This window comes from Streptomyces sp. NPDC101118 (assembly GCF_044759445.1).
In the GTDB taxonomy this organism is placed as follows: domain Bacteria; phylum Actinomycetota; class Actinomycetes; order Streptomycetales; family Streptomycetaceae; genus Streptomyces.
Genome location: NZ_JBIVZG010000032.1, coordinates 18,111 through 38,065, shown reverse-complemented (window position 1 = coordinate 38,065; position 19,955 = coordinate 18,111). Strand labels below are relative to the sequence as shown.

The 19,955-nt window shown below is 71.6% G+C and carries 11 protein-coding genes and 1 pseudogene; 6 read left to right on the top strand and 6 right to left on the bottom strand.

Annotation, left to right across the window (positions count from 1 at the left end; all coding sequences use genetic code 11):
* Window positions 1-177 precede the first annotated feature (177 nt).
* From ACIQUQ_RS33350 to ACIQUQ_RS33340, 3 genes are all read right to left on the bottom strand, one after another.
* Window positions 178-654 (bottom strand): hypothetical protein, encoded by a 477-nt coding sequence (locus tag ACIQUQ_RS33350; protein WP_403983580.1) that lies wholly within the window; start codon window positions 652-654, stop codon window positions 178-180.
* A gap of 284 nt (window positions 655-938) precedes the next feature.
* On the bottom strand, window positions 939-1,685 hold the full coding sequence (locus ACIQUQ_RS33345) for a hypothetical protein (RefSeq protein WP_403983578.1): 747 nt from the start codon (window positions 1,683-1,685) through the stop codon (window positions 939-941).
* 9 nt (window positions 1,686-1,694) lie between these two features.
* On the bottom strand, window positions 1,695-2,117 hold the full coding sequence (locus tag ACIQUQ_RS33340) for a hypothetical protein (protein ID WP_403983576.1): 423 nt from the start codon (window positions 2,115-2,117) through the stop codon (window positions 1,695-1,697).
* A 408-nt stretch (window positions 2,118-2,525) separates the two neighbouring features.
* Between ACIQUQ_RS33340 and ACIQUQ_RS33335 the strand changes: the two genes are divergently transcribed.
* From ACIQUQ_RS33335 to ACIQUQ_RS33310, 6 genes and pseudogenes are all read left to right on the top strand, one after another.
* The gene (locus ACIQUQ_RS33335) at window positions 2,526-2,975 is read left to right on the top strand and encodes an SRPBCC family protein (RefSeq protein ID WP_403983574.1); all 450 of its coding nucleotides are present in this window, start codon (window positions 2,526-2,528) and stop codon (window positions 2,973-2,975) included.
* A gap of 153 nt (window positions 2,976-3,128) precedes the next feature.
* Complete coding sequence (locus tag ACIQUQ_RS33330; protein WP_403983572.1) at window positions 3,129-3,440, top strand: DUF6247 family protein; 312 nt, start codon at window positions 3,129-3,131, stop codon at window positions 3,438-3,440.
* Window positions 3,437-3,697 carry a hypothetical protein gene (locus ACIQUQ_RS33325; protein ID WP_403983570.1) on the top strand — a complete coding sequence of 87 codons (261 nt, stop codon included), beginning with the start codon at window positions 3,437-3,439 and terminating at the stop codon, window positions 3,695-3,697. The genes ACIQUQ_RS33330 and ACIQUQ_RS33325 overlap by 4 nt, the downstream gene beginning before the upstream one ends.
* Window positions 3,698-4,341: 644 nt before the next feature.
* Window positions 4,342-5,922, top strand: a complete 1,581-nt coding sequence (locus ACIQUQ_RS33320; RefSeq protein WP_403983568.1) for a right-handed parallel beta-helix repeat-containing protein — start codon at window positions 4,342-4,344, stop codon at window positions 5,920-5,922.
* Window positions 5,923-6,328: 406 nt separating this feature from the next.
* A pseudogene (locus tag ACIQUQ_RS33315) lies at window positions 6,329-6,622 on the top strand (hypothetical protein); the annotation flags it as partial.
* A gap of 110 nt (window positions 6,623-6,732) precedes the next feature.
* Window positions 6,733-7,737: a PQQ-binding-like beta-propeller repeat protein gene (locus tag ACIQUQ_RS33310; protein WP_403983566.1), complete on the top strand. Its 1,005-nt coding sequence runs from the start codon at window positions 6,733-6,735 to the stop codon at window positions 7,735-7,737.
* Here ACIQUQ_RS33310 and ACIQUQ_RS33305 read toward each other — a convergent pair.
* The 3 genes from ACIQUQ_RS33305 to ACIQUQ_RS33295 form a co-directional block, all read right to left on the bottom strand.
* A complete protein-coding gene (locus tag ACIQUQ_RS33305; RefSeq protein WP_403983564.1) occupies window positions 7,723-8,280 on the bottom strand; it encodes an SMI1/KNR4 family protein in 558 nt (185 codons plus the stop codon). The two genes, ACIQUQ_RS33310 and ACIQUQ_RS33305, sit on opposite strands and share 15 nt — an antisense overlap.
* On the bottom strand, window positions 8,277-18,881 hold the full coding sequence (locus tag ACIQUQ_RS33300; RefSeq protein ID WP_403983562.1) for a LamG-like jellyroll fold domain-containing protein: 10,605 nt from the start codon (window positions 18,879-18,881) through the stop codon (window positions 8,277-8,279). The genes ACIQUQ_RS33305 and ACIQUQ_RS33300 overlap by 4 nt, the downstream gene beginning before the upstream one ends.
* Before the next feature lie 466 nt (window positions 18,882-19,347).
* The gene (locus ACIQUQ_RS33295; RefSeq protein ID WP_403983560.1) at window positions 19,348-19,728 is read right to left on the bottom strand and encodes a hypothetical protein; all 381 of its coding nucleotides are present in this window, start codon (window positions 19,726-19,728) and stop codon (window positions 19,348-19,350) included.
* Window positions 19,729-19,955: the final 227 nt, after the last annotated feature.

Below are 19,955 nucleotides of genomic sequence, written 5' to 3'. Positions count from 1 at the left end.
CTTGCTGATGCGCAGATGACGACCCCTGTGCAGTCGGACGCACCGGATGTCGAGGTCCGGCCGCCGGTGGAGCCGACTCGCGCAGGCGGCCGAGAGGCCCTCCCGCCCCGCACGTGGGCTGCCCGGGTTCCCGGCCGGGTCAGCTGCGGTCCCTCTGCGCAGCGCTGGGGCCGGGTGTCAGAGGTTCTGCCAATTGACGTGGACGGTGAGCCAGACCAGGAAGAGGCACACCCCCACCAGGATGGCCACTGCGGTCAGTCCCGCCCTGCGCCGTGCCGGGTCTGTACACAGCACGACCAGGACGGGCCCTGCGGCCAGCACCCCGATCGTCAGGGCAGCGGAGGCGGGAAGCTCCTGGCGGGACATCCCGGCGAGAACCGCGATGAGGAACCACTGCAGGGCGAACGCCCCCATGGCCGCTGCCTTCAACGGCCTCACCCGTAGTGCCCACAGGGCCAGCAGCAGCATGGGCACACCCAGCACGATCCACAGCCCCATCCCCGCGAACGGGTAGAGGGAGAGGCACAGCGAGACTGCGTCCGCGCAGTCGCGCTGCTCCTCGGCCATCGCCCACAGCCACAGGGCTCGCGCCGTCCAGCCCGTGACCGCACCGGCTATCGCGCTGCCGGCCAGAACCCCGTAGAACTTGATCATGAACCCGAGGTTCCCAGCCCCTGCCCGGAGAGTCCTGAGTACGGATACTCAAAAGCGCGGCGACACCGCACCCTGCCGGCGCACCGAGCGGCACCCTCATCGGACCGGGACCGGTTCCTGCCGCCCGGCCGGACTCGATCGGGCAGCAGGCCGCGGCAAGCGGACCGACTCCAGGAGCGCCTGCGCTTCGTGGAAGGGAAACGTCACCCCCCGAGCCCGGCCGGAGGCCTGGTCCTGTACGCCGCCCGGCGAGCAGTGCGCGGCGGGTCGCCCGCCGGCGCCGCCTACGGCCGCAGCTGGGCAGCGAGTGCCTCGGTGACCTTCCTGAGCGACTCGCCGGCCAGGGCCGGGTCCGCCTTGGTGACGGGCCATCCCTGGGAGACCACGAGCGCCAAGTCGCCCTTGCCCGCCACCGCCACCCGTGCGACGGCGACCGTGCCCCGGCCCGGGGTGACCCTGGTCTGGCCGATCCCGGGCTTGTCCTTGGAGAACGCCATCACCTCGGCGGCGCGGAGGGTGCCGAGGTAGGCGATCTGCGGCAGCGCCAGGTTCACCGCCACCCCGTTCTCGGACGTCGCCACGAGGTCGATCTCCACCGGGGCTTTCGAAGCCGTGAACTTGCAGACGACGGACGCGTTCGGCGGGATGGCTGGGTTGGACGGGAATCCGGACGGCGCGGGCTGCCCGCTGGGCCAGGCCTCAGCCGGCCGGCCCTGGTTGACGATTCCTTCAGCCGCGGGGTGGCCGCCGGCCGCCGCCGGGGTGACGGTCCGTTCGGCACCGGCTGCCTTCAGCGCCGCGGCCGGGTCGAGGCCGAACGGGCAGGCCGACGTACCCGTCAGCTGCTTCGCCGTCGAAGCGACCCGCTCGTAGGACAGCCTCTCACCACCCGAGGCGGCCCCGCCGGAACTCCCGGACGAGGAACAGGCGCTCCCGGCAAGGGCCATCCCGGCCGCGCAGGCGAGGGCGAGAATGCGGGGGTACTTGGCTGCAGCGGACGGGTGCGGGTCGACCAAGCGATCAGCTGTCATCCGGTCAGCCTAACCAGCTCTCTCACCACCGCAATAGGACGTCGACACCGCGGTCCATGAAGATCGCTGGAAGCACCTCGAAGAAGACGAGACGCGCCCTTGCGGAGTCTGAGTGCTGCCCCTCCGAAGTGAACGGAGGCGCCGCACCGAACCCTCCGCCGAGCAGTCGTCCAGGGCAGCGAGGTTGCAGCCGAAGCAAGCCGTGGACTTGTGCGGCGAGGCACTCGGCGTTGCGCAGACGGTGAACAGGAACTCCTCCACACCGTCCAGTGCCGGCTCGACCGGCAGCGGCTGCGGGGAGCCCCCGGCGAGCTGGGCGTCGTAGGTGTGCACCGCGGTCTCCTGGACCCGGTGCCGGGCGGTGCCGCCGACGGTCTGCGGTGACTGCGACGCGGGCCACCACGTCCGGCAACCGCTCTCGGGTCCCGCCACGCGCAGGGCGCCCAGCAGAAGCTGCGTCGACGCGTCCAGCCAGGGACAGGAGCTCTTCCAGACGCAGAAGTCGCGCTGATGTCACCGGCAGGCCAGTGGATCTGCTGCCGGACCGTGAGGCAGCCATTGTCGCCGCCTGCCTTGGTGAGCGTCCTGAGATTGAGCCGGTCTGTCGCGACCCGGCATGTCTCCGGGCTACGAGGCCGGCGCTCTCCGCCCCCGGTCTGTAGCCGGTCCGCGGCCGGGGTGCTCGTCCGGTGGGCTGGTTGCCGCGGACACGCCAGGGCACTGGCCCCCGGTTGGGTGGTGTCGGCTGGGGTGGGTTGGGGCAGGCGCGGCGGCAGGGCACGGATGTCCTGGCCGCCGGCGCCGGCCGGCGGCGACCCGGAATCGGAAGGAGCCTTGCTGATGTCGCAGGTCAAGGAATCGATCGAGGTTGATGTGCCGGTGACGACGGCCTACAACCAGTGGACGCAGTTCGAGTCGTTCCCGCAGTTCATGGAGGGCGTGGAACGGATCGAGCAGCGGACGGACACGCTGACGCACTGGGTGACGAAGGTCGCGGGCGTGGAGCGGGAGTTCGACGCGGAGATCACCGCGCAGATCCCGGACACGAAGGTCGCCTGGGTGACGGTGGGCGGTGACACGGAGCAGTCCGGTCTGGTCACCTTCCGGCCGATCGACCCCGCGCACACGGAAGTGACGCTGATGATGGACTTCGACCCGGAGGGGATGGCGGAGACCATCGGTGACAAGTTCGGCTTCGTCGACCGGCAGGTCAAGGGCGACCTGAAGCGGTTCAAGCACTTCATCGAGGACCGCGGCACCGAGACGGGTTCCTGGCGCGGCAGCGTCTGACCGTGCCGGTCCGGCACCACTCCAGGCGAGGACGCCCGAATTCGTGGGCGTCCTCGCCGGTCGTACCCGGATGGCGCGCTTCACCGCAGAAACGCGCCTGCGCTCGGCTTCTGCGTTCTACGGTGGGAGGAGCACCTGCCGCAGGAGGAGCCGATGAGCGCGCAGCCCGAGTACACCCCCGCGCCCGCCGCGGCGTACGCCCCCGCACCCGGTGCGCCGGCTGAACTCCTCGCCCAGCTGCGGGCGGACCGTCGTGCGCAGCGGTGGGTGCCGGCGTTCGAGGAGGAGTGGACGGCGGCGTTGGAGGAGTCGCGCCGGTCGTTCTCGCTGACCGCTCTGTACGAGGTGGTGCAGGTATGGCAGGCCCGCCTGGCTTCCGCTCCCGCGGTCGACGCGTTCGTGGCGTCCGGCTGCGACGAGTCCGGTTTCGTGGGCATGGCCGAACTGCGGGGCCGGCGCCGGTGAGCCTGCCCCCGTACGCGGTCCGCCTATCGACACGGGCCGCGAAGGTCCTTGCCGTCCTCCCCGAGCACGCCGAGGAGACGGTGTGGGACCTGCTCGACGCCGCGGCAGCTGACCCGTGGGGCTTCGGCCAGTGGGACACCGCCGACCCGGAAGGCGAGGTCGTCCGTATCGCTCCCGCGGGCCGGTTGTCCGTCGTCTACTTCATCAACCGGTCGCTGCGGCACGTGTCGGTCCTGGACATCGTCTGGCTCGGCTGACCAATACGAGTTGCTGCCCTGACGTTGCCTCCGGAAGCGTCTGGGTCAGCACCTCCGTGACCGTCGTAGCGGCCGGGCTTCAGGCCCGAATCCGTAGGGCGCGCTACATGGGGGTGGGGTGCGCCGGTGCGTTGGGCGAAGCGGCGCAGGCCGGGCAGCTCGGGGTTCGAGGTGAGCACTCGGTGGTCATGGCGAGGACTTTGAGGCTGGTGGCTTCCTGTGGGGCGTACTGGGCGAGGACGCGGAGGGTGCCGAAGGTCTTCCCGGGTTCGCCGAGGGCTTGGTGGTCGCCTCGGCGTGCGCGGAGGCCCGCTCGGAGGCAACCCGGGCCGTGCCCTGGTAGAGCGTCTCGCGGGTGGCGGGCCGGGCTTCTGGGAGCTGGAACCGTGTACGAGATGAAGCGCCTCGGCCGCGACGCCGCTGAGCAAACCGCTTTCGTCGACCACCTCACCGCCCACGGCCTCATCCTGGCGGTGCTCGCCGGCCCCCGGCCGGCATCTGCGACCTCACAGGGCCGGGCAAGCTGCTGTTTGTGCCCCGGGCGATAGTCTCTCCTTCGGGCCAGAGCGGCCCGCTGAACAGGCTGTACCGACGGGGGACCACAAGTGAACAGGCGTGGCGTGATACTGGCGGCGGGCGGATTCATGGGCGCTCTGGGCGCCGGCCAGGTTCTGGCCGCCGGCCCGGCCGTCGCGGCCGCCGACGACCGCCGCAGCGTCTACGACGTACTGGCCTTCGGAGCGAAGGGCGACGGAACCACCGACGACACCGCGGCCTTCCAGGCCGCGCTCGCCGCCGCACGCGCCGTGCCCGAGGGCTCGACCCTGCTGATCCCGCCGGGCAAGTACCCGCTCACCAAGGGCCTCGTCCTCGGCCCCCGCATGACCGTGTCCGCTTACGGCGCCCATGTGTTCCGCACCAAGGACTGCGGGGCGCTGGTCAAGAATTTCGACTCGGTCACTGCCGCCTCCGCATACGAGGGCGCCGGGGACATCGCCCTGCTCGGCGGCACCTGGGACATGCGCGGCAGCGCATACAAGCAGCAGAGCGACGCCATCGGTTTCGCCCACGCCGACGGCATCCTGGTCCAGGACTGCACGGTGCTCGACACGCCCTCCGCCCATGCCCTCGAACTCAACGCGGTACGGCGCGCCCGCATCGTCAACTGCCTCTTCAACGGCCTGCACGTCACGGGCGAAGGCACGGACACCGCCACCAACCGGGAGGCCGTACAGATCACCGGCGCCATCTCGGCGGTCAGCCTCCCGGCACCGGCGTACGACAACACGCCCTGCCAGGACATCCTGGTCACCGGCTGCACCCTGCGCGCGGGCGCCGACGGCAGCCGCCCGTTCGGCGCGCTCGTCGGCGACCACGGCGGGCTCAGGAACGTGGTCCACCGCGACATCCGGATCATCGGCAACCACATCGAGCGCAGCGCCGCGTACGGCGTTCGCACCACCGACTGGCAGCAGGCCGTCATCGCCGCCAACACGATCGAGTCCGTCGGCGTCACCGGAATCCAGGTCAGCTCTCCGGCCGGCAACGCCCTCAACGACATCACCATCACCGGCAACATCATCCGCAATACCGGAACCGACACCTCCACCGGCGGCGCCATCGTGGTCTCGAGCGGCGGTGACCGGCACAACGGCATCACCATCACCGACAACACGATCCGTACGGTCAAGGGCGAGGCCGGCATCTACGTCGCCCAGAGCGACGGAGTCACCATCTCCGGCAACACCGTGTCCGGGACCGCACGCCCGGGCGCCAACTCCCAGGGCATCCACGTCCGTTATGCCCCCCACGCCGTCATCAGCGGCAACACCGTCACCGACACCCAGGGCGACGGCATCGGCGTCGACACCGAGGCGCCGGGCGTCCTGATCGCCCACAACACCGTCCTGAACCCCGCCGGTCACGGCATCGCGGCGGGTACCGACGACATCTCCCTGCGGGACAACCAGATCACCGGCGCCAACCGGGCCGGGGCGCCGTCCACGTACGGCATCCGTTTCGGCGGCAACGCGGCGAACGCCTCCTGCCAGGGCAACGTCGTCCGCAAGGGGGACGGCCTGGTTCCCGCCGAAGCCGCCGTCGTCGCGCTCCCGGGCTGCGTCGGCACCTGGATCACCGGGAACGACCTGCGCGGCTGGGGCGGCGGCGCCGCCGCGCTCCTCGACAAGGCCACCGGCACCCTGGCCTCGGCCAACGCCATGTGACACCCCGCCGGGCGGCACAGGAGGCGCGGCCCGGCGGCCCGGATTTCCTCATCTGTCCGGCTAGCTGACCATCGAGGCCGGTCGGCCGCGTCGCCGGACGGTCCGCCGAAGGATTCGAAGTCGATCAGGGCGCGGTGCCCGAGATCGGTCACGATGATCCGGACCAGCTCGCCGTCGTCGTCGACCCGGGCGTCGACGGCGACGTGGTCGGGGTTCGAGGTGCCGGGCGTCGGCGAACGGGCATGGCAGCCCAGGCAATCGCGGTGCGCCTGGCCTCGTCGAAGAGACCGTGACGGATGTCCCGAACGGGTTTTACTTAGTCACAGGGCGAGAAGGGCCGCGAGTGGACTCGGGGGTGGGCCGTGCAGGTCAGGGTGGACTGCGAGGACATTGCTGAGGCGGATCGCTGACCGCCGATTTCGACGATTGGCTGGTGCAGGACCGAGGCCTGGGGACGGACCTGACCGTGCGGCGGGTGCGTCCCGCGCCCGTCCCCGGGTCCATGTCAGGCGAAGCGGTCGACTGGCTGACCCTGGGCGTTTCTTCCGGCTTCTCGATTGCCACGCTGGTACAGAGCTACCGCTACTTCCGGGCGTCGTTGCCGCCGCGATTGCGAGCCGGAACGCGGTTGGTGGTCGAGCATGGCGGGGTACGTCTGGTCATCGTGAAAGGGACCGCGGAGGACGCCGCGCGCTTCATGCAGGCTCTTGCCGTATTGGACGACGCACCGCCTTCGGATACGACGCCGACCCCTGCGGATCCACCGCCGCAATCAAGGGCGGTCCCGACAGGTTCCTGGGGACGGCGACGGTGGCAGCGGGGGCGGATGCGGTCTACCTCGACGACCGGTCGGGCCGGATACGGGCCCTGGACGCAGCTACCGGCTCGAAACGCTGGTCGGTCCGTGCCCACGAGGAGCAGTACACGCTCGGAATCACCGTCGCGGACGGCAGGGTCTTCTCCGGCCGAGGGGCCGGGAACGTCACGGCACTGCACGCCGCGGACGGCTCGGTCCTGTGGACGCGTTCGGACCTGGGATCGATGGACACGCCCCTTACGGTGGCCGGCCGAACCCTGTACTTCGCCGGACGCACCAGGGTGTACGCACTGGATACGGCCACCGGAGAGACCCGCTGGAGCCGCCGGGCAGGCACCGTCCTCGCCGGCAGCATCGCGGTCGGTGACGCCGTGTACTGCGGGACGATGAAGGGGCAGGTCCTCGCCTTCGACCTGAACACCGGCGTCCCGCGCTGGGCGTATTCGACTGCGAAACAGGTCTTCTCCACGTTGGCAGCAGCCGGGGGCATGGTCTTCGCGGTCAGTTTCCGCAGGGAACTCGACGAGGGCGCTCTGCACGCGATCAACGCCACGACCGGCGCGCCCGTCTGGGCACACCGCACACAAGGAGCGGTACACCAGCATCCGGCACCGACGTTCGGCACCGTGAGCGTCCGAACCCACGGGGGGTGGTTCTACACGTTCGACGCAGTGCGGGGTACGCAGCGCCGCTTCGCCCTGGCCCTCCCCGGCCAGCTCGCCGCGGAGTACGGGCTGGTGTACTTCCCAGGCCGCGACGGCTACGCCTATGCCGTCCGACGACCGGAGAAGCGTTGCCTGACTACGCCCGAGAGGGCCACCGATGAGCACGCGGTCCAACGGCCCTGGGCCGGCGCTCGCTGGGGCAGCGGTCCGCCGAGACACGAGATCGATCCGGCCCTCGTGCTGGCGGACCGCGAGACGGCTGGGCCGGGAACGCCGACGCCGGCCGTCGGAGGGACGGCCGGCGTCGGGTCGGGTGGGTCAGATCAGGGATGACTCCTCGGATTGCCAGGCGGCGGGGAGTTGGGGCCACTCCCGGGGGAGGTCACGGCCTTCGTGGAGGAGTTCCAGGAAGTCGGTGACGGTGCCGGGGTAGACCGACAGCTCGGGGAAGTGGCGGTAGGCGACGACCACTGACCAGCCGCTCTCGCCCACCGGGGGGTCGAGCAGGCAGATGTCGCCGTTCCCGTTGTGGAGCGCCCAGGGGATCATCCGGGCCAGCTCGGGGTCCGGGGGCGTGCGGCCCCACGGGTCCTGCCAGCCGAGGAAGGCGGGGCCGAAGGTCTCGATGAAGTCCGCCAGCCCGTTCTCGGTTCCCGGGTGGGGGATGCCGAGGTGCCCGAAGACCGTGGCGTCTCCGTAGCCGTCGACGAACTCCTTGTAGTCCGTGGGCAGGGTGACGCCCACGGACCCCTCGATCGCCCGCCAGGACTCCGGGGGCGCCGGCCGGAACCGCCGCCGGGGACCGAAGATCACCGCCAGCCTGTCGTTCACGGGCGGCACGGGTGCGCCGGGTGCTCCGGGGCGCCTGTCCGTCATTCCCAGTCCTTCCTGCTGCACCTGGGTCCCTTGGCCTTGGCGGCGTTCAGCACGTAGCACTCCACGTCCAGGCCGCTCGTTGAACTCACTCTGATGTGGACGTATGCGGGCACGCCCGATCGACGGAGCAGGTCGTTGTAGACGGGCTCCACCTCGTACGTGACCGTCTGGCCGCCTTGGGCGATCAGAGCGACCACCTTCCCTTCGATGCCCTTCATGACCGTCGAATTCGCGTGCTGGTGGAGAGGCATGAGGTTTCGCAGGTCCGTTCCCGATCCGCCCATCTCCCGGGCGATCAGGTGCCCTCGTGCACGGAGCCAGGACTTCGCGCTGGGCAGTTCGTCGAACCCGCTCGGCGGAGGCAGCCACCCGGCACCGGTCTCGGCATCCTTGCGGGCCTTGGGATGGGGATTGACCGTGGTGGTGCCCTCGGCGGTGTCCTCGGGGCCGTGGAAGACAGCCACCGCACCGGTGGCGCGGCAGCCGTCCTTCCCCGGCTTGAAGCGCTCCCGCGGGAAGTACTGGATGTTGCCCATGTAGTTGCTGCCGGCGCTCGCGTCACAGGCCCCGTCGTACTCGTCGGACGAGTCGCCGCGGCTGGGGTCGCGGCTCTCGACGAGGTACGAGTCCAGCAGGTCCGGCTCGTACTCGATCTCGTAGTCCCACGGGTCGCCCCCGAACGCGCCGCTCCCGTCGACGCCGACGTAGCGGGCCTGGACGGCCTGCTGCATCGTCTGGGCCTGCGAGACCCCGGGGTTCCACGTGGCCTTCGGCACGTGCTTGGGCGCCGGCGCCGGCCGGGGACCCCGGTTGGGGTTCTGCGGCTGCTGAGGCCGTGGCTGGGTGCTGGAGCCGGGGCTCCGGCCGGTGTACGTGGTGCCGCCAGAACGGGTGCCGCCGCTCTTCACGCCGCCGTTGGGGCGGCCTGCCGAGTGCGGGCGCCCGGCGGTCTGGGCGCGGGGGCCCGCGGTGCCCGCCCGCCCAGACGGGCCCTTGCCCGCGTTACCGCCGGGCCGGTTGCCGCCCACCCGCGTGGGCGGCTTGGCGCCCGGCCGGCTCGCCGGCCGCATGCGCATGCGCTTCTCGTCGACCATGGAGCGGTTGCTCAGCGGTGACGGACGCCCCGACGGGCGCGACGACCGCGCCGCCGAACGGTAGTTCTTCTCGGAGATCTGCGAGCGGTTGCTCAGCGGCGACGGCCGTCCGGAGGCACCGGAGCTGACCGTCCTGGTCGTCGTGCTGGACCGGCTGCTGCCCATGAACCGGCCGCCACCACCGCCACCACCGGCATAGCCGGCGTACGCGCCCACGGCGGGTCCGCCTCCGCCTCCGCCCATTTCGGCCCGGTGGCCGGTGGGGTCGGTGGCGTTGAGCGGGCCGCCGACGGCGTACCCGTAGCGGTTGGCCTCCAGAGCCGACCCGGAGGGGTCGAGCTGCCAGGTGTCGCGGCTGCCGAAGCCGCCGGTGCCCGGCTGGTACCAGCGGGCCGCCATGTTGACGTCGCCGGTGCCGGAGTCCGTCCAGCCGGACTGATAGCCGACGTCCGGGTTGGTGCCCGCCGCCGCCGTGGTCTTGCCGAACGGGTCGTAGGCCCGGGAGCCGGCGACCGCGGTGCCGTCGGGCGACAGCGCCGCGACCAGGTCGGTGTGCTGGTCGGTGACGGCCAGGCGGGCGCTGCCAGCCTGTCCGGCGGCCGCGGTGGCCACGATGGTGCCGCCCGGGGTCCGCGTGTATCCGGTCGAGGCGTCCGTGACCAGGTCGTTGGAGCCGCCGTCGTAGGTGAAGGCGGTGCCGTTGTGCGTCATGACGCGGTCGAGGCTGTCGTAGCCGAAGGTGCTGCCGCCGTTGGTGACGGTGCGTTCGAAGGCGTCGGACGTGATCTGGCGGACGGGCTTGGTTCCCGTGGTGTCGGTGACGCTCGTGACGGTGCCGCGGGCGCTGTAGGCGTACGCCTCGCTGCCCAGGCTCACCAGGCGGTTGCGGTCGTCGTACACGCCGGTCCGGGTGCCGCTGCGGGTGAGGTTGCCCGCGTCGTCCCACTCGTAGGGGACGGCGGTGGTGCCGTCGTTCCAGCCGGTCATGCGTCCGGCCAGGTCGTAGCTGTACGTGTTGTCGGCCGCTCCGGCCGTGCCGGTCGTGGTCTTGCGCACCATCCGGTCGGCCGGGTCGTACGCGTACGTACGGCCCTGGACCTCGCCGCCCGCGGTACGGGTGGCGGAGTCGCCGGTGAGCCGGCCGAGGCCGTCGTAACTGTAGGCGCGCTGCGCCTTGACCTCGAACTGGCTGCCGCTGCCGCGGGCGTAACGTTCCCGCTGGGGTCGGCCGGCCGCGTCGTAGTCGGTCCACACCTGGGTGCCGGTGAGGGGGTCGGCGATGGTGCCGACCCGGCCCGCGGCGTCGTAGGTGAAGCCGGTGGTGCCGTTGGCGTCCTTCCGGGAGGTCATCAGACCGTCCGCGTCGTATGCGTACTCGGAGCGCCCGGACGGTCCGTCCGCGAGCAGCAGCTGCCCGCGGTCGTTGTAGGAGTAGGTGTTCTCCGAGAGGACCCCGGCGCCGCCCGCCTTCGTCAGACGGCCGGCGAGGTCGTAGCCCAGGGAGCGGGGCCGGGTGGCGGCGGCCGCGCCCGAGCCGGTCTCGTCGGTCAGGCGGCCCAGTCCGTCATACGTGCGGCGCCGCACGACGTTGCCGGGCAGCAGTTCCGTGACCGCCTGGCCGGCGGCGTCGTAGGCGATCGTCCAGGTGCGGTCCTTCTCGTCCGGTTCCTGTGCGGTGGCGGGTTCGACCGTCGACTCGGGCAGCCCCCAGGTGTTGAAGGTGTAGGAGGTGGTCTTGCCGCGGCCGTCGGTCAGCCGGGTGCGGTTGCCCTCGGCGTCGTAGCCGAAGGTCGTGGTGATCGACTTGGTCGCGCTGACCGGGAGGACCTGGCGGGTCATCCGGCCGAGTGCGTCGTAGTCGAACGTGGTGCGGGCTCCGGTGCCGTCGACGGAGGCCGTGAGGTTGCCGTCGGCGTCGTACTCCGAGGTCACGGTGCGCAGCGCGGTGCTGCCGGTGCCGAAGTCGGTGACCGCGGTCGCCAGGCCGCCGACCTCGTATGCGGTCGTGGTCCGGCGGCCGGTGGGGTCCTTCGTCTCCACGGCCCGGCCGAGGCCGTCGTAGGCGAACGTGGTGACCGCGTCCGCCGGGTCGGTGACGCCGACGAGATCGCCGGCGGTGTTGAACTGGAAGCGGGTCGTCCGCCCGGACGGGGTCGCGGACCGGGTCATGTTGCCCGCGTCGTCCCAGGTGAACCGGCTGATCAGGTTCTGGAGCAGGGGCCTGCGCTCGACCGTGGTGTGGGTGAGCATGCGGCCGAGCTCGTCGTAGGTCGCTTCACTGCGGGCGCCCGTCTCGTCGGTCGCCGACAGCTGGAGGCCGGTCGGGGTCCACGTGAAGGCGGAGATTCCGCCGCCGCCGAGCGACTGCGAGGAGCCGTCGAGGGCGGCTGCGCCCGGCGCGGTCAGCCCTCCCGTGCTCCCGCCCGCGGCCGGATCGGTCACCGTGGTGAGTCGGCCCAGCTGGTCGTAGGTGTAGGCGGTGGTCCGGCCCAGCGGGTCGGTCTCCGACGTGGTGCGCCCGAGGCTGTCGTACGCGGCGCGCGCGACCGCCGTGACCGGGCTGCCGCCCGGCGGGGTGTAGGCGGGCAGGGTGACGGCCACGGGGCGGCCGAGGACGTCCGTTTCGGTGCGGGTGACGTTGCCGCGCGGGTCGCGCTCCTCGGTCACCTCGCCGAACGTGTTGCGGCCGAAGACGACGGTGGGGGTGACGGGCGCGGCGGGCCGGCCCTTCTCCTCCGCCTGGACCTGCGGCGAGGTCTGCTCGACCAGGCGCCCCAGCGCGTCGTACCTGTGGGTGGTGGTGTGGCCGCCCGGGGTCACCGACGTCAGCACTTGGCCGTGCTGGTCGAAGGTCTGGTGGGCGGTGCGGGTCGTGGTCCCGTCGGAAGTGGTGGCCTTGACCGGGTTGCCGGCGAGGTCGTAATCGGTGGTGTCGGTCAAGGTCCGGGTGGCGTCGATGGTCTGGGTCCGCCGGGTCACCCGGTCGTCGGCGTCGTAGGTGAACGCCGCGGTGCGGGTCAGGCCACCGGGGTCGAAGACGCTGGCCGTGGTGCGGCCGGTGGCGTCGACGGTGTGCACGGTGGGCGTGCCGCCCGGGTCGGTCCGGCGGATCAGGTTGCCGGCGCCGTCGTAGGTGTTCGCCTCCAGGAGGACGTCGCGACGGCTGCCGTCGGACTGGGTGACGGCCTTGGCCGTCGCCGTCGCCTCACGGTCGTCGTCGTAGTACGTGTAGGCGGTCGTCGCGCCCATGGCGTCGGTGGCCGAGGCCAGCCGGCCTGCCGGATCGTACGCCTGCGAGGACAGGACGAGGTCGCGGGTCCCGCCCGACGGGTGGCCCGTCCAGTCCTTGAGGACGGTCTCGGCGAGCTGTCCGCGGGGCGTGTACGCGTACGTCAGCGTGGTGCCGGCCGGATCGGTGACCCGGTTGACGCGGCCCAGCGCGTCGTGCCCGTACGACGTCGCGTTCCCCGCCGCGTCGGTGACGCGGTCGTTGAAGCCCCGGGCGTCGTAGCGGTACGTCGTCGTCCGGGTGGGGTCGCCGCCGGTGGTGTCCTCGGTGGACTCCGTCAGCAGGTACCCGTCCGCGTCGAAGGTGCGGACGATCCGCGCGGTGTGCGTGACGCCCGTCAGCTCGTTCTTCACCCCCGGAGCGGTCTCGGAGACCACCTTGGACTGCTGGTCGTACACGTACGTGGTGGTCGCGCCTTGAGGATGGCGCGCGGACACCTGCGTCTCGGTGAGCTTCCGGCCGATCCCGTCGTACGTGTACGTGGTGACCAGGCCGGACGGGGACGTGGCGCGCGCCAGGTCGCCGTTGGCGAGGTATCCGTACGAGACGGTGGCGCCGGCCGGGGACTTCTGGGTGGCGACGAGTCCGGCCGGGACGGTGCCGCCGCCGACCGCGGGCTCGGTGCCCGCCGTGTAGGTGGTGGTGGAGGTACGGCCGTCGGCCAGCGTGGTCGACTCGGGCAGGCCGAGTGCGGTGTAGCCGGTGACGGTCTTGTAGCGGTCGTCGGAGGCGCCGGCCGAGCGGGCGTCGCGGACCGTGGTCTGCTTGCCGTTGCGCGGGTCCAGCGGATCCGCGGGGTTGTGGTGGTACTCGGCGAACGAGGTCCAGCAGGAGTTCGCGTCCCGGCACGTGGTGGTCGAGACGGTGTTGCCGCGCTCGTCCTGGCCGGTGATCGTCGCGTGACCGTTGGGGTCGGTCACGGTGTGCAGGAAGCCGCCCGCGTCGTACGCGTACGTCGTCAGACCGCCGGAGGCGTCCGTCGTAGCGGTACGGCGCTGGCCGCGGACCGCGTCGAAGGTGCTGGAGGTCGTTGCGCCCGCCGGGTCGGTGACCGTGACCGTCGCCGTCAGCGAGGAGATGGCCGACGAGGTCCGGGCCGCGTACTGGGTGGCCACCTGGCCGTCGCTGAGGGCGCTGCGGAACACCGCGACTTCGTCGAGCGCGCCGGTGAAGTGGCTGACGTTGGCCGGGGCCGCCGGCCAGAACTTGGCAAAGCCGGCGCCCATGAACGTGCGGCTGTTGGACTGGTGGCTGACCGGTGCGGCCGACTTGGCCGCGACCTGGGTGCCGTCGAGGTAGAGCGTCTGGGTGCCGCCCTTGACGGTGATGGCGGCGTGGTGCCACTGGTTGTCCGTCACCGTGCCCGGCGAGGCGTTCGAGGCGTTCACACCCGGCGAGTAGTACTCGCCGTGCAGCTTGCCGTCGCTGCCCACGTACAGGACCGGGGTCCAGCTGCCCGAGGCGTCGGCCGCGCCCGCGACAGGCGCGGACTGGTCGCTGAGCATGACGCCCGGCTTGTCAGTGCGGAACCACAGGCTGGCGGAGACGTCGGCGCCGGCCGCACCCACCGCCGGGACCTCGGCGTACCCGTCGCCGTTGAACTGGACGGCCGAGCCGTCGCCGGCGCCGAACGCGCCGGTGGCCCCGAGGGCCGCCTTCGTGTAGGTGCCGGTGCCGTCGAAGGCCGCCACTCGGCTCTTCACCGTGCTGCCGGCGGTCTCGTCCAGGCGCCAGTACCCAGCCGGTCCCGCCGCTGTCACCACGCCGCGGTACTGGTCGGACGTGCCGCTCAGCGCCTTGCTGCGGGTCTTGAAGCGGTCGGCGACGGTCTGGGCGTCGAGCTCCTTGCGGTAGAACGCGGCCTCGTCGAGCTGGCCCTTGAAGTACCGCACGCCCTGCGTCTGGCCGTCCCAGTCGGGGCCGGAGTAACCGCCGCCGAGGAACACGTACTGCAGGGTCTCGGGCGCCACGGCGCCCGTCCGCGAGCCCACCTGGGCGCCGTCAAGGTACAGCTTCTGCCCGGCCGGGCCGCCGGTGATGACGACGTGGTGCCAGGCGTTGTCGTTGACCTTGGCCGGGCTGCCCATCACGGGCCAGCCGCGCGTGCCGTCCCAGAGATGGCCGCGGAGCCGGCCATCGGAGTCGATGAGGAGGCTCGGGTTGTACATGCCCGGGTTGCCGCCCTCGACGGGGCCGGCCTGCATGCCGAGCAGCGCGCCCCCGGCCTTGTCGGTGCGGAACCACATCTCGGCGGACAGCGAGGTGGCGCCCGCCAGCGACTCGCCCGGCACGGTGACCACGCCCTGGGAGCCGTCGAGCGTCACCGCGCCGTCGTCGCCGTCGAGGAAGGCACCGACGGAGCCGAGCGTCACGCCGTCCCGGTACGAGCCGTTGCCGCCCGCGGACACCTCGTCTGCGGCGGACGCGCCGCTGGTGTCGCCCAGCCGCCAGTAGTTGACGGGAGCCGAGGCGCGCACCGCGTCGGCGTACGCCTGCGAGCCCGCCGCGTACCTCGGCGCCGACACCTTCCAGGTGCCGCCGCTCTGCTCGGTCACTTCGGAGACCCGCCCGCTGTCACCGTCGTACACGGCCGTGCCGCCGCTGCGCCCGGAGGGCAGGGTGGTTCCGGACAGCTTCGACGAGCCGGTGCGGGCCGCGTGGTGGGCCTTGACCGTCCCGGCGTCCAGGGCGCGGTGGTAGATGGCCACCTCGTCCATGGAGCCCTTGAACCAGCGGTTGCTCCACGTGCCTGCGCCGTCCCAGCCGGCGTCGGAGAAGCCGGCGCCGAGGTAGGCGAAGGTCTTGATGGAGTGGTCGACGGGGCCGGTCTGGGTGCCGACCGCGGTGCCGTCGAGGTAGAGGGTCTGGCTGGTGCCGGTGCTGGTGAGCACGGCGTGGTGCCAGGTGTTGTCGGTGACCGTCGCGGTGGACGTCATCGGGACGGCCCAGCCGGTGGAGGTCTCCAGCCGGCCGCGGAGCTTGCCCGCCGAGTCGACGGCGAGGACCGGGTTGTAGTGGGTCGGGTGGGTGCCGCCCAACGGGTCGTCCTGGAAGCCGACCAGCACGCCGCTGGGCTTGTCGGTCTTGAACCACAGCTCGACGGAAAGGACCGTGGAGGAGGCGAGTGCGGCCTCCGGCAGTTCCACCGACGAGCTGGTTCCGTTGAAGTCCACGGCCCGGTTCCCGGTGCCGGCCAGGGCGCCGGCCGCGCCGAGTACGAGGTCGCGGTAGCGGGCGGCGTTCATGCCGGTCCGCGAGACAGCCTCGCTGGCCGCGTCCGAGCCCTCCGTCTCGTTGAGCCGCCAGTAGCCGATCGGGCCGGCGTCCTGGACGAGGCTGCGGTAGTGCGATCCAGCCGTGTACGCGTAGGTCGTGCAGGCCGTGGTGGACGCGGGCGGGCAGACCTTGGCCAGCCGGTCGCTGTCGTACGTGTACGACCAGACGAGGGGCTGTGCGCCGGGGCCGGCGGCGTCCGTGGACACCGAGGAGACGTGTCCGCCGCTCCAGGTGAAGGCCAGCGACCGGCCGGAGAGGACGTCGGCCGCTCGGGTGAGCCGGCCGTTCGCATAGGTGAGCTGCTGCTCGCGGCCGTGCCCGTCCTTGATCTTCGTCAGGAGGCCGGAGGCGTCGAAGGTGTACAGGGCGGCACTCGCGTCGCGCAGCGTCCAGCCCCCGCCGGTGACGGAGGTGAGCAGGCCCATCGAGCCGGACGGGGCGCTGAAGGTGCCGTCCGCGTTGCGGCCGAACCGGACCTGGTTGCCGTCGGCCAGGGTCAGGACGACGCTGCCGTCGGGCTCGCCGACGGCGCGCATGTCCCAGCGGGTGGCCCAGCCGGCCCCGAAGGCGCCCGTGGTGCGCGGGTCCTGCGAGTTGTAGGTGCGGGCGACGGCCAGCTCGGGTCCGGCGGTGGGCACGGCCGCGTCGGTGGCTGCGGTGACGTAGTTGCCGGACCGCTCGCCGAAGGCGCGGCCGCTGTCGGCGCCGCCCAACTGCGAGGTGATGACCGGCTGCGGGACCTGTGTGCTCAGCAGCGCGGGCGCGGTTCGGGCCGACTGGTCCTTGCCGTCGTTGGCGTACGCGTACCAGGCGTAGGTCTTGGCCCAGGCCAGCCAGCCCGCCGGGACGGTCCAGCTCGGCGAGGCCGCGTGGCTGTTGCCGCGGCAGTTCTTGCGGGTGTCCTGACCCTCGACCTCGCACACCTCGAACTGGTACGTCAGCGCGCTCGGGTACTTGTCCCGGTCAGTGGCCGAGGCCCACAGCGTCGGGGTGAGGGTGTCGACGACCGTGCCGCTCGGCGGGGCGGTGTCGGTGAGGTAGGGCGGCGCGTTGACCGCGTCGAACTTCACGCCCGCGCCCGGGACGCCGTCGGCGGCGAAGCTGGAGACGCCGTACTCGTCCATGGTCCACACCAGCGTGTACGTCGCGGGGGCCAGCGGTGCGATCTTGGCGTCGAGGGTGACGGTGCCGCCCGGCGGGACGTCGTACGGCATCGGGGTCCACCGGATCTTGCTCCAGTAGTCGGGGACCATGTTGCCGTTGGCGTCGTACAGGTCGTAGCGGAGCTTGAAGTTGCTCGTCTTGCCCCAGGTCTGCTGGCCCTGGTTGGTGACCGTGATCCGGAACGTGCCTTCGGTGGTGGCCGTCATCGGCTGGACGAACCCGCCCAGGCTGTAGGCGGCCCCGTACCTGGACCATGTCACGTCGAGCGACGGCTTGCCGCCCGGGTAATTGTCGGAACCGAACTTCTTCCAGCTGTACGAGTCGTTCGTGGCGGCCTTCACGGCCAGGCCGTAGTTCGGCTTGCGGCTGTGGGTCCAGTCGTCGACGAGCTGGCGGCCGGACGCACCGAGCGGGATCGACTCCCAGGCCGGCCCGCAGGACCAGTTGGCCGCGCCCTCGGGGCGCCAGGCGTGGGCGAAGGACTTCGAGCCGAGGGCGCCGCCGGTGGCAGGGCCGGGGTAGACGGCGGTGCTGCCCTCGGACCAGTTGGACGTGATCTCGTGGACGGTCACCGGGCGCGCCGTGCACGAGTAGGACCAGGTGTTGTACAGCGACAGGTTCGCGTTGATCACGTACGCGTTCTTGAGGGTGGTGTCCAGCCCGTTGAACTTCAGGAAGGACGCCGCCTTGTGGCCGCCCGCGTCGTACGTGCCGACCTTGAGGTTGGTGTCGGTGGAGAAGTTCTGGTTGTAGGGCGACTCGACGTAGGTGCCGGAGGCCGCCTCCAGGCCGGTGGCCGAGGGATCGACCTTCACCGGGTAGACGCGGGCCGGGTCGGCGAGCCACTGCTCGTCGAGGCTGACGACGAGGATCTGACGGCCGCGCTCGCGCTCCAGCCGGTAGGTGACGCCGGAGGAGATGACGCCTTCGTCGGAGTTCTTCGCGCGGGCGGAGTCCTCCATCCAGCCGGGCGGCATGGAGGCCTGCTGCTTGCCGGTCCGGTCGGTGAAGGCGATGCCTCCGTGGCCGTCGGCCTTGGCGGTCAGGCCGGTGAGGGACAGCGGGAAGCGCCATTCGGTGGGCGCGGTGCGGTCCTTGAGGACCAGCGTCTCCTTGACGGAGTCGCTGCCGGCGATCAGTTCGACGTCGGTGGCGCGGCGGACGTCGGGGTAGGTGATGACGCTGCCTTCGACGCGGCCACGGGAGGGGGCAGCGCCGTCGATGGCGTAGCCGATCGAGGCAGTGTCACCGACGCCGAGGTGGACGAGGGCGGGCGCGTCGGCGTACGCGGCGAAGCGGACCTTGTCCTCGGTGGAGCGGGCTTCCCAGGAGGTGCCGGCGGGCTCGGCCGCGGGCTTGGCCAGACGGGTGTCGATCTGCTCCCACTTCCCGTCCCGGCCGCGGAAATTCACGGGCTCGTTGTAGAAGCGGGTGGTGTACGTGCCGTCCGTGTTGCGGAAGGTCCGTTCGCGCGCGGTGCGCTTCTCCGGCAGCTCGGTGCTGGCCTTGGTGTCGAAGCCCTTGTGGTGCAGCCTCTTCGGTGCGGCCGTCTTGGTGAAAGGCACGCGGGCGGGCTTGGGCGGCGGGGCGAGCCGCTGTGGCGGCGTACCGCCGTCGGCCGGCAGTTCGCCGGGGGCGGTCAGGGCGCGGCCGCGGCCTCCGGGGGTGTCGGCGTCGGTGGCGCCGGCCGGGGCCCGGTGGCCCCGGCCGGCGGCCGAGCCCCAGCCTTGGCCGGGTCTTTCACCGGGGCCGGACTTGGCGGCGGTCCAGCTGCTCACGGCCAGTGCAGCCTGCTCCGTTCCGGTCAGAACGGCCAACAGGAATGCGATGAGCAATATGAGTGGTCGCGCAGTGCGCACGGGTTCTCCCACTTAGACGATCAGAGTGGGTCAGTGGTATCCAGGCGCACGGCAAACACACAACTTCCGGCCGGATCACCTCCGTCGACGGGTCACCGCATAGGCCGCCAAGAGGGACAGATTCCCCCCGATTTCGCAGGTCAGGTGGGGTCTGTGTGACTGATGTCTCTTGCTCGGCAGGGTCCCGCGCGGCGGGTGCTGTACCAGCCTTCGATGGAGTCGAAGACCGCGGTTCCGGCGGCTGCGCGGGTGTGCCAGGTGTGTGATCTCGGCCTCCCCTTGCGCCTCCCAGGACGTGCTGGTGTTTGCAGGCGCTTGCCCGTTCCACACCTCAGCCGTCAGAGCCGCATCGCGGGTATGGCCGGCACCGGCGAAGTCGAGCCGCTTATGGGCGGGGGTGCTTCCGGTCGGAGATGTACGCGGTGCCGGATGCGCCGTCCACCAGCCATGCGCGGACCGATGGCGAATCGATGTCGCCCTCGACGGGGACGTCGAACGACGAGCCGCCGTCGTCCGCGGTGAAGGTGCCCGAGCAGGACGTCGACGTTCCCGCATTGGCCGCGGTGTTGTCGTAGGTCCGGCAGTCGGCTTCGGTCACGGTGCCGGGCTCGCCCCACAGCGCCGCCCGCAGCTCGCCGGTGAAGCTCGTCAGTACGACGTAGGCCAGAAGCAGCCCGACCAGACAGGCCAGCGCCAGCCACGGAGCGGGTCCGACCTGCTCCGGCCTGCTCCGTTGCCCGTCCGGAACGTTCCCACCCTCGCTCATCCGCACCCTTGGATCGCCGCGCCGACGGACCTTCATGGTGGCCGATCCGGGGTGCCTTCGGAAGTCCCGCCACATCGACTCCGCCAGCCGCAGGGGAGCAGCCCCGCGCCGGCTCGAACCCCGTGAGCCGGAGCCGCTGTGCCGCCATGCGACCGGAATCAGCCCTACCGTTTCGAGGTGTCCGCGCGCGTTCCGCGGCGTCGCGGGCGCAGCTGCGGAGCGTGGCG

Excerpts from the sequence above, each read along its gene's own strand:
- ACIQUQ_RS33350 (WP_403983580.1), bottom strand. The coding sequence starts at position 654 with ATGATCAAGTTCTACGGGGTTCTGGCCGGCAGCGCGATAGCCGGTGCG.
- ACIQUQ_RS33345 (WP_403983578.1), bottom strand. The coding sequence starts at position 1,685 with ATGACAGCTGATCGCTTGGTCGACCCGCACCCGTCCGCTGCAGCCAAG.
- ACIQUQ_RS33335 (WP_403983574.1), top strand. The coding sequence starts at position 2,526 with ATGTCGCAGGTCAAGGAATCGATCGAGGTTGATGTGCCGGTGACGACG.
- ACIQUQ_RS33330 (WP_403983572.1), top strand. The coding sequence starts at position 3,129 with ATGAGCGCGCAGCCCGAGTACACCCCCGCGCCCGCCGCGGCGTACGCC.
- ACIQUQ_RS33320 (WP_403983568.1), top strand. The coding sequence starts at position 4,342 with ATGGGCGCTCTGGGCGCCGGCCAGGTTCTGGCCGCCGGCCCGGCCGTC.
- ACIQUQ_RS33305 (WP_403983564.1), bottom strand. The coding sequence starts at position 8,280 with ATGACGGACAGGCGCCCCGGAGCACCCGGCGCACCCGTGCCGCCCGTG.
- ACIQUQ_RS33295 (WP_403983560.1), bottom strand. The coding sequence starts at position 19,728 with ATGAGCGAGGGTGGGAACGTTCCGGACGGGCAACGGAGCAGGCCGGAG.